Source organism: Nocardia kruczakiae NBRC 101016 (assembly GCF_001612965.1).
Taxonomy (GTDB): domain Bacteria; phylum Actinomycetota; class Actinomycetes; order Mycobacteriales; family Mycobacteriaceae; genus Nocardia; species Nocardia kruczakiae.
In genome coordinates, this window is sequence record NZ_BDBL01000049.1 from 49,518 (window position 1) to 58,529 (window position 9,012).

The window sequence follows — 9,012 nt, forward strand, 5'->3', positions numbered from 1 at the left end:
GTCCGCCGATCGCTGTCGAGCGGAGCCGCCCTCCCCGGTTCGCCGATGCGCATTTGCGTCCGTGCGCTGCTGGGAGAGTGGGTGTTTCGCCGGATGCGCCCACGGTTGCGGGAACGCGGGTATACGGTGTCCGAGGGTATTCGGATGTTTGCTGGCAAACCCGTACCGGTCGGTCGGTGTCGCGAAATGTCCACTGCGCGTATGAATTGCCTGATTTGTTACCGCAGGTGAACAGGTATATCTGCGGGATCGAGGGGTTCACCGCGAAGTGCGGCGGTTGAGCGGACAACTGATTGTCCGGTGCTTGGCAAGTTCTCAGCACAGTGATTGCCTGATGCCTGCTCGGGACATGTCAGCGAACGTACGCTCGTCGATCGAGGGGAATTGTGATGACGGTTGGGCTCGGAGTGAGTATCGGCACGGTCAACACGGTGTGCGCCATCGATACTGCTGAGAGCGGCAAGAACGCGCGCGGCCGCAAGCGCGGCGCGTCCGGCGGATCCGGTGGGCGCATACGGGCCGCCGGCCCGAGATCCGCGCTGCCGCAGCAGCGCACGGCGCCGGGAACCTGGCGCACGACGCTCACTTTCGACAGCAGCGGCGCCGCGCGAGTCGGCCGCATCCCGCGCCACGGCCGCGCCGTGACCGATTTCGCCGATCTGACCGAGCGTGGACGCACCGCGCGCGTGCGTCATCGTTCGCTGTCCGCCGCCGATCTGGTGGCGACCGTGGCGCGCACCGTGGTCGCGGACGTATCCGCCCACGTGGTGGCCACCGCCGACGCTCGCAACCCGGAAACCGCTGTCGCCGTGACACATCCGGTGAGTTACGGCGACGACCGGGTGCTCGAACTGCGCGAGGCCCTCGACGCGATCGGGTTGTCCCATGCCGCCTTGGTCGCCGAACCGGTGGCGGCCGCGGCCTGGCTCTCGGTGGCGCACGGGCCGCTGATGCCGGGCTTGGCGCTGGTCTACGACCTCGGCGGATCCGGGCTGACCGTGACCCTGGTGCGCATCGGCGCCGGTACTCCCGCCCAGCCGGTGATCGGGGAACCGTTGCGCTCCACCGCGTTCGGTGGCCGCGCCTTCGGCGCGAAGATGGCGACCCAGGACAACTGGCGCGCCGGCGAATCGTCGGCGACCGACTCCGCGATCACCGCGCTGCGTACCGCGCACGTCCGCGAGTCGCTCGATGTGGTGTACGAATGCCTCGGACGAGCCCGCGTCACGATGGCCGATGTCGACTGCGTGCTGGTCGTGGGCGGCGCCGCCCGTCCGCCCGAAGTCGCCGCGGTCCTGGCCTCGGCGCTGGCACGGCCGGTGATCGTCGCCCCGGACCCGGAACGCACGATCGCCGAGGGCGCGGCCGTTCTCGCGCGCCGCGCCGCCGAATCGGCCCGCGAGAGCGAGGTCGCCGAGGCGCCCGAACGGTCCGAGCCGCCGCGCATGCTGCGGCGCCGGCTCACCCGGGTTGCCGTCACCATCGCGGTCGCGGCCGGTGGTGCGCTGTTCGCGGCGACCGCTGTAGTCGGAGACGAAGCGGGAGCGCAATCCATGGGCGCGGGTCTCGTGCACGTCCAGCACTGACGGCGTGCCGCCACCCACGCGAACCGTTGTCCCCGCGACCGCACCCGTCGGCATAGGGCGCAGTCGCGGGGCGCGTTGTATGCCGTGGCCACGGTGCGTGTGAGACCTCGCGAGCGCAGGCCGGGCGGCGCGGGGCCGACAGCGCCCTACCCGACCCGGCCTATCGGCTGATCCGTTGTCCGACGGCGCTCGCGCTGTCCGGATCGCGATAGTTGTTGAGTACCACCGCAAGACATCCGACGGCGATGACCGCGCCGGCCGCGAACATCACCGGGTAGCCGATGTGCAGCGCGTTGTGCAGCAGCGACAGCAGCGCCGGCGAACCGAATCCGAGGTAGCTCACCGAGTAGAACACCGCGGTCAGCCCGGCGAGATCGTCCGGCCGGGCGATCCGCTCGATCTCCTGCAGTCCGGCGACCATGCCGATGCCGAACCCGAATCCGAGCACGGCCGCGGTCGCGATGACCGCCCATAACTGCAGAGTCGCCGCCGCGTACACCGACGCGGCCATGCCGGCCGTGGTCAGCGCCAGCGACAGCGCCGCGATCCGCGCGGTACCGGGCAGGTCGATCCGCCGCGCCACCGACTGGATCGCGAAACCGCATCCGAGCGTGATCACCGTGATCAGCGCGGAGAACGCGATCGGCGTTCCGGCGATGCGTTCGGCGGCCAGCGTCGGCAGGATCGCGTACGCGGCCGCGGCGGAGGTGAACAGCCACAGCGCCAGCGGTAGTGCTATGCAGCGGAAACGCCGATGGCCCGCCGCCGGAATCCGCAGATCCTCGCGCAGCGGCCGGCGAATCGGTTGCGGCGCCACGGTTTCCGGGGCGCGCAGCACCCAGACGGCCGCGATCAGGCACAGTGCCACATTGATCAGATAGGCCAGGGTCGCGGGCCACGGCGCCCACTGTGCCAGCACGCCGGCCACTCCGGCCCCGATGGCGAAACCGCCGGTGAGACTCATCGCCGAGCGCCGAGCGCCGGTGCCGGGGGCCGAGGCGGGCCCGAACGGCGGTTGCGAGAGTTCCTTCAACCAGCTGCTGCCCACGGCCATCGCGAGCCCGAGGCCGACTCCGCACAGGACGCGCCCGATCGACAGCATCGGCACCACGCCGGCACCGAAGGCCAGCAGCGTCGATCCCGCCGCGGTGATCAGCGGTGCGGGCCGCATCAGCCGCTGCCTGCCGTAGCGATCCGACAGCGGTCCACCGATCAGCAGCGCCGGCACGATGCCCAGGACGTACTCGAACAGCAACAGATTCACGGTGGTGACCGGCAGGCCGTCGTTCTTGTACATCACCAGCAGCGGGGTGAATTCGTTTCCGCCCCAGGCGATCGCGAAGATCGCCGCGGCCACGCCCCACCAGACACGAGGGGCGGTGGCGACGCGGGCCGGACGGAGGCCGACGGCGGCCGGTGCGGTCATCACAGTCCTCTCAGTTCGAGCTGGTGCACACCCGACAGATGGTCGGCGAGTGCGGTATCGAAGGCCGCGGTATCTCCGGCGGCGATCAGATCCGTCAGCCGCGCATGCTGTTCCACGATGCGGGCGGTATTCATCGGTGCGCGGTGCAGGGCGACGCTGTTCATCCGCCGCTGGCGTTCGCGCAGCGAGTCGTAGAACCCGGTGAGCAGCGGGTTGCCCGCGGCAACGACATAGCCGCGATGGAAGTCGGTGTCCTCGGTGGCGAAGCGCGACAGCGCCTGCCCGTCGGAGGCATCGAGGTTCGCGACGAGTTCGCGCTGGCGGGTGAGCGATTCGCGCAGGGTGTCGAGCAGCGGCGGGCGGTCGTCGGCGGTGAGGGCGCGCACGGCCGCGGTCTCCACGACATAGCGGGCATGTGCGACGTGTTCGGCCTCGTGTGAGGGGATCGGAACCACCAGCGCGCCCCGCTTGGGATACAGCCGCATCCACCCTTCGGTCTCCAACCGCAGGAATGCCTCCCGGACCGGAGTGCGGGAGGTGCCCAGATCGTTCGCGATCTCGCCCTCGCTGATCAGCTCTCCGCCGGGCAGCGCACCGGTCAGGATGCGCTCCTTGATCTCGCGGTAGGCGCGCTCAGCGGCTGAATACGTCTTAGACACAAGATGTAGCTTAGTCGGGACATGGGATGATTTGCCATGTGGGTGCGGACACGTCCGGCCTGCCCGCGCGGTGCGCTGTGACGCATCGCCGCCGATGTGACGCCCCGCACAGTACTGCTCGGTAATGCTGTTTGGGTTGCCGCTGAGCTGGGAATACGGCCGATCATCGGCGGGGTTGCGCGATCGTGTCCGGCAGGGCCGGTCGTCGGTGTTGACCTCCGCCGCTATAGGTGTAACTATGGGAAACAGTTACCCATGCGAGATGGAGAGGCTGTGACGACGATGTCCGTTGCCGCGACGCCGGAAGTAGACCCTGTGGTCGCCGAGGCCATGGAATACGCCCAGAAGCTGCTCCTGCTGTCCGAGGGTTCGGTCAACAAGCACTTCGATCCGTTCACCGACATCGACTGGGACAACCCCGATTTCGCCGCGACCGCCGGCGAGAAGCGGTGGATTCTTCCGGAATCCGCCGACCCGCTGGGGCGTCACCCCTGGTACAAGGCGCTGTCGGACGAGCAGAAGATCGCCCTCGGCAAGTACCGCCAGGCCAATGTCGCCAAGGTCGGCCTGCAGTTCGAGTCGATCCTGATCAGCGGTATGGTCACGCACAACTTCAGCCTGCCCAACGGCTCGCCCGAGTTCCGGTACTGCTCCCACGAGATGATCGAGGAGCACAACCACACCCTGATGTTCCAGGAGATGGTCAACCGGATCGGCATCGACGTGCCGGGCATGGGCCCGCTGGTCCGTAAGCTCCGTTACTTCGCCGCGCCGGTCGCCGCCCGGTTCCCGAACCTGTTCTTCATGGCGGTCCTCGCCGGTGAGGAGCCGATCGACCACATCCAGAAGCAGATCCTGCGCTCCGGCGAGGAAGTGCATCCGATCATGCGCGGTGTCATGGCGATCCACGTCGCCGAGGAGGCGCGCCACATCTCCTTCGCGCACGAATTCCTGAAGAAGCATGTGCCGGAGTCGAATCCGGCCGCGAAGTTCGTGCTGTCGCTGGCCATGCCGATCGTGATGTGGATCCTCGGCCGGTCCATCGCCACCCCGCCGAAGTCGTTCTTCAAGGAGTTCGACATCCCGGAGGACGTCCGCAAGGAACTGTTCTACGGCTCCGCGGAGGCGCAGCAGACCTTCGCCGACTACTTCATCGACGTGCGGGCGCTGGCCAAGGAACTGGGCCTGATGAACCCGATCTCGAAGAACGTCTGGAAGCTGCTGAAGATCGACGGTCCGGCCAGCCGGTACCGCTCCGAGCCGCAGCGCGCCAAGACCAAAGCCGCCTGAAGGGTAGCCATACAGTGCCGTATGTAGTCACCCAGTCGTGCTGCAGCGACGCCTCGTGCGTCTACGCATGCCCGGTCAACTGCATTCATCCCACGCCCGACGAACCGGACTTTCTGACGGCGGAGATGTTGTACGTCGACCCCGCGGCATGCGTGGACTGCGGAGCGTGTGCCACGGCCTGCCCGGTGGACGCCATCACCTCCTCGAAGAAGCTCACTGCGGAGCAGAAGCCGTTCATCGAGATCAACGCCGATTTCTATCGTCAGGCGCGCCCGCGTCCCCTGTTGGCCAAGCCGGTGCCCGCCGCCGAGGTCGACACCGATCGGGGCGCGATGCGCGTCGCGATCGTGGGTTCGGGCCCCTCGGCGATGTATGCCGCCGACGAGCTGCTCACCCAGCCGGACGTGACGGTGACGGTGTTCGACCGGCTGCCGGTGCCCTACGGCCTGGCCCGCCACGGTGTCGCACCCGACCACACCCGGACCCGGCAGGTGAGCCGGTTGTTCGATGTGATCTCCGCCCAGCCCGGATTCGGGTCGTACCTGAATGTGGCGGTGGGCGACGATATCTCGCACGCCGAAGTGCTCGACCACTTCGACGCGGTGATCTACGCCGTGGGCGCCTCCTCCGACCGCAAACTCGGAATTCCCGGCGAGGGGCTGCCCGGCAGCCTGTCCGCGACCGAGTTCGTGGCCTGGTACAACGGTCATCCCGACTATGCGCAGCGCAGTTTCGATCTGACGCAGCGGCGCGCGGTGATCGTCGGCAACGGCAACGTCGCGCTCGACGTGGCCCGGATTCTCACCATGGATCCCGAACTGCTCGATGCCACCGAGGTGTCACCGGCGGCGCTGGACGCACTGCGGCACAGCAAGATCGAGGAAGTGGTGATCGTGGGTCGCCGCGGCCCGGCCGAATCCGCCTTCACCGTCCCCGAATTCGTGGGGTTGCTCGGCTCGGATCTCGACATCGTCGTGGAAGGTGATGTGCCGGAACCGACTCCGGACCTGCCGCAGAAGGTCGAGCAGAAGCTGAAGTTGCTGCGCAGTGTGGCCGACCGCCCGGTGGGCGCACGCAAGCGCATCGTCTTCCGCTATCTGTCCTCGCCGGTGGCGCTGGTCGGCACCGACCGGGTGACCGGAATCGAGCTGGTGCGCAACGAACTCGTCACCGACGAGGCCGGTGTCACCCGGGCCGTCGCGACGGACGAGACCGAGACCCTCGACACCGCACTGGTTCTCGCCTCGGTGGGTTACCGCGGCGTGGCCGTGCCCGGGGTGCCGTTCGACGAGCGCGCCGGTGTCATCCCGAACGCCGACGGCCGGGTGCTCGAATCCGCCGACGGCGCGGTGGTTCCGGGAACCTACGTGACCGGCTGGATCAAGCGTGGTCCTACGGGTTTCATCGGCACCAACAAGTCCTGTGCACAGCAGACGGTGCGGCAGCTGGTCGACGACTTCAACGCCGGCCGTCTGCGCCGGCCCACCGCCGACGCCACCGATTTCGATCGGCTGGTCCAGCGCCGCCGCCCCGACGCGGTGCGCGGCGGTGCCACGGCCCAGCCGTGGTGGAAGCGCAAGCTGCTCGCTCGCTCCTGAGCCGGACATCGCGACCGACCGCCCCGATCCGTACGGATCGGGGCGGTTGTCGTTTCGGCAACCATCCAGTCATTCGGCATGACCGCCTCGAATTCGGGCTCGTGAATGTCATTGTCGCAATTCCATAGAAAACCGGTCGGTATTCCGTGGCATCAGCTGTGAAATGGCCAGTTTTGCCAGCTATTCTCCTGCGGTAAGTGAATTCAGCCTTCCGATCTTGTCCTCCACTGGGTACTAGCAGGTCTTTTGTGTGTTCGGCCGGTGAGTATGAAAGCTTTTCCGCCCATTCGATTTCCGTGATCGAGACCGAACAGCTAACCTGTGTTCGCTATTTGGTAAACGACCGCGACCACATGGTTGAACCACTGGGGCCGTGGTCTCGGTGCGTTGACGGGATGGCAATGACGGTTGGCTTCGGCATGAGCATCGGCACAGTGAATTCCGTGTGGGCGGCGACTGCCGGTGACCGCGACCGTCCGGCGGTCCGCGTGCGCCGCACGGCGGTCACCGTCGACCGATCCGGCGCGGTGCGAGTCGGGGGAGCGCCTCGATTCGCGCCGGTGGTCACGGATTTCGCCGATCTCACCCGGACGCGAGAGCCGGAGTCGCTGGGCGGACGGATCCGATCGTCGGCCGACCTGGTGGCCGCGGTGGCGACCTGCCTGATCGATGCCAGCGATCCGGAGGCCGGGCCGGTCCTCACCTATCCCGCCTGCTATACCGACCGGCAGATCGCATCGCTGCGGTACGCGCTGCATCGCCGTGGCGCCTTCGATGTGATTCTGATGCCCGAACCGGTGGCCGCCGTGGAATGGCTGGACGACGAATACGGCGTCACCGCAAGCAGTTCCACGCTGGTCTACGACCTGGGGGCCAACAGTCTGGACGTCGCGGTGGTCCGGACCGAGGCCGAGTGGAATCAGCGCGGAGTGCTCGGTTCGGCGCTGCGATCCGATGCCTACGGCGGCCGGCCGCTGGGCGCCGTCCTGGCACGCTACGCACGGACGCTGGCTCCGGACGTGCCGGCCCCGGTGTCGAAGGTGGTGCCGGCGGAGGACACTCGTCGCCTGCGTATGTGGCATGTACGCAATTCCCTTCGGGTGGTGCGCGAGTGCCTGAAGACCGCGCGGGTGACCATCGACGACATCGACCGCGTGCTGCTGGTCGGGGGCGCCGCGCGGCCGGCCGAGGTCGCCGAGGTGCTGGCCGAATTGGGCCCCCCGGTAATCGTTGCGGCGGATCCGGCGCATACGGTCGCGACCGGTGCCGCCATCGCCTCGGCTCGATTCGCCACGAGCAACAGCACTGTCGGGCGGTATGCCCGGGGTGCCGCGGCCGTGTCCTCCGCCGCGGTCGTCTCCGCCCTCGCGATGTCGGCGGCGACGATGATCGGCGGTGGCCCGGTCGGCACCGACGGGCCGATCATGGAATTCGCCCCCGCGCTGGCCGGTCCGGCGGACGCGTTGCGGGAGCAGGTCGGTGAGCTGCCGCCAACGCCGGGATTCGGGGCCGGATTCGCGGCGCTGGCGGCGCGCGCCGATACCCTGATGGGCACCTCGCTATCCGGTTTGCGCGGCTACGCCGGTGCGGCGCACGACTTTTCGCGCAGCATGACCGATCGGGTGGAGAACGCGCTGCGTGACTACGGTGCCGTGACGCCTTGCGTGCCGCCCCGCGCGAGGACCTACTCCGATCCGGCGCGTTTCACCAACCCCATGCCGTTCGTGAACTCGGGTGCGGCGGCGCTCCTGGCCGCGGGCGCCGCGGCCCGTAACCTGCCCGGCACGGGACATCCCGGTGAGCCGGGATCCGGTGACCAGGGCACCCCGCCCGGCGGCGGCTCGACCCCCGGAGACCCGTCGAAGCCAGGGAATCCGGCGCCGAAACCCGCCGGTTCAGCGGACGGTTCGATCACGCCCGCGCCCACCGGTGCGACGTCCGGAGATTCGCATTCCGGCGATACCGCATCCACTCCGGGATCGGGACACTCGAGCGGCACCGCGGACAGCGGTGCGGGACCGGGCGCGACGTCGGACGCCGACTCGAATCCGGCCGGAAATTCCGGTACGCCGTCGAACGGCTCGGGCTCGACCAGCGCCGAATCGCCTGGGCCGCATGGGGATTCCGCGAACTCGGGTGGTAGCCAGAACTCGGGCGCAGAGAACTCGGGAGCCGCGAACTCGGGCGCGGCACACTCCGATGACGCCACGAACTCCGACACCGGAACGAACCCCGGTGGTGCCGGAACGACCGGCGACGGCACGAATCCGAACGGTACGGCGAGCGCGGGGGACCACGCGCAGCCCGGCACGTCGGCTCCCGCGGGTGGCGGCACCGATTCCGCGCCGGCGGCAGGTGCCCAATCCGGCCCCGGCACATCGTCTTCCGATACCGCGCCGGGTGCGGGAACGGCCCACACCCCCGGACCCGGGGGCGGCACGGCCACACCTCCC

General features: G+C 68.6%; 6 protein-coding genes. 4 read left to right on the forward strand and 2 right to left on the reverse strand.

What is annotated here, in order from left to right; genetic code table 11:
* The first annotated feature begins 389 nt into the window (after positions 1-389).
* The gene (locus NK1_RS28570; protein WP_157104483.1) at positions 390-1,586 is read left to right on the forward strand and encodes an Hsp70 family protein; all 1,197 of its coding nucleotides are present in this window, start codon (positions 390-392) and stop codon (positions 1,584-1,586) included.
* Between the two features lie 160 nt (positions 1,587-1,746).
* Here the strand turns inward: NK1_RS28570 and NK1_RS28575 are convergent, their stop codons facing one another.
* Both NK1_RS28575 and NK1_RS28580 read right to left on the reverse strand, forming a co-directional pair.
* The gene (locus tag NK1_RS28575; RefSeq protein WP_063013670.1) at positions 1,747-3,012 is read right to left on the reverse strand and encodes an MFS transporter; all 1,266 of its coding nucleotides are present in this window, start codon (positions 3,010-3,012) and stop codon (positions 1,747-1,749) included.
* A complete protein-coding gene (locus NK1_RS28580; RefSeq protein ID WP_063013672.1) occupies positions 3,012-3,671 on the reverse strand; it encodes a GntR family transcriptional regulator in 660 nt (219 codons plus the stop codon). Before NK1_RS28580 ends, NK1_RS28575 begins: the two co-directional genes overlap by 1 nt.
* Before the next feature lie 282 nt (positions 3,672-3,953).
* On the opposite strand from NK1_RS28580, the gene NK1_RS28585 reads away from it, so the two are divergent.
* The 3 genes from NK1_RS28585 to NK1_RS28595 form a co-directional block, all read left to right on the forward strand.
* Complete coding sequence (locus NK1_RS28585) at positions 3,954-4,961, forward strand: AurF N-oxygenase family protein (protein ID WP_063013674.1); 1,008 nt, start codon at positions 3,954-3,956, stop codon at positions 4,959-4,961.
* 14 nt (positions 4,962-4,975) lie between these two features.
* Positions 4,976-6,559 carry an FAD-dependent oxidoreductase gene (locus NK1_RS28590; RefSeq protein WP_063013676.1) on the forward strand — a complete coding sequence of 528 codons (1,584 nt, stop codon included), beginning with the start codon at positions 4,976-4,978 and terminating at the stop codon, positions 6,557-6,559.
* Between the two features lie 419 nt (positions 6,560-6,978).
* The coding region (locus NK1_RS28595) for an Hsp70 family protein (RefSeq protein WP_063013678.1) at positions 6,979-9,012 on the forward strand (2,034 nt) is incomplete at its 3' end.

What these genes read in the sequence shown, in the direction of transcription:
- NK1_RS28585 (WP_063013674.1), top strand. Translation starts at nt 3,954, where the DNA reads ATGTCCGTTGCCGCGACGCCGGAAGTAGACCCTGTGGTCGCCGAGGCC.
- NK1_RS28575 (WP_063013670.1), bottom strand. Translation starts at nt 3,012, where the DNA reads ATGACCGCACCGGCCGCCGTCGGCCTCCGTCCGGCCCGCGTCGCCACC.
- NK1_RS28570 (WP_157104483.1), top strand. Translation starts at nt 390, where the DNA reads ATGACGGTTGGGCTCGGAGTGAGTATCGGCACGGTCAACACGGTGTGC.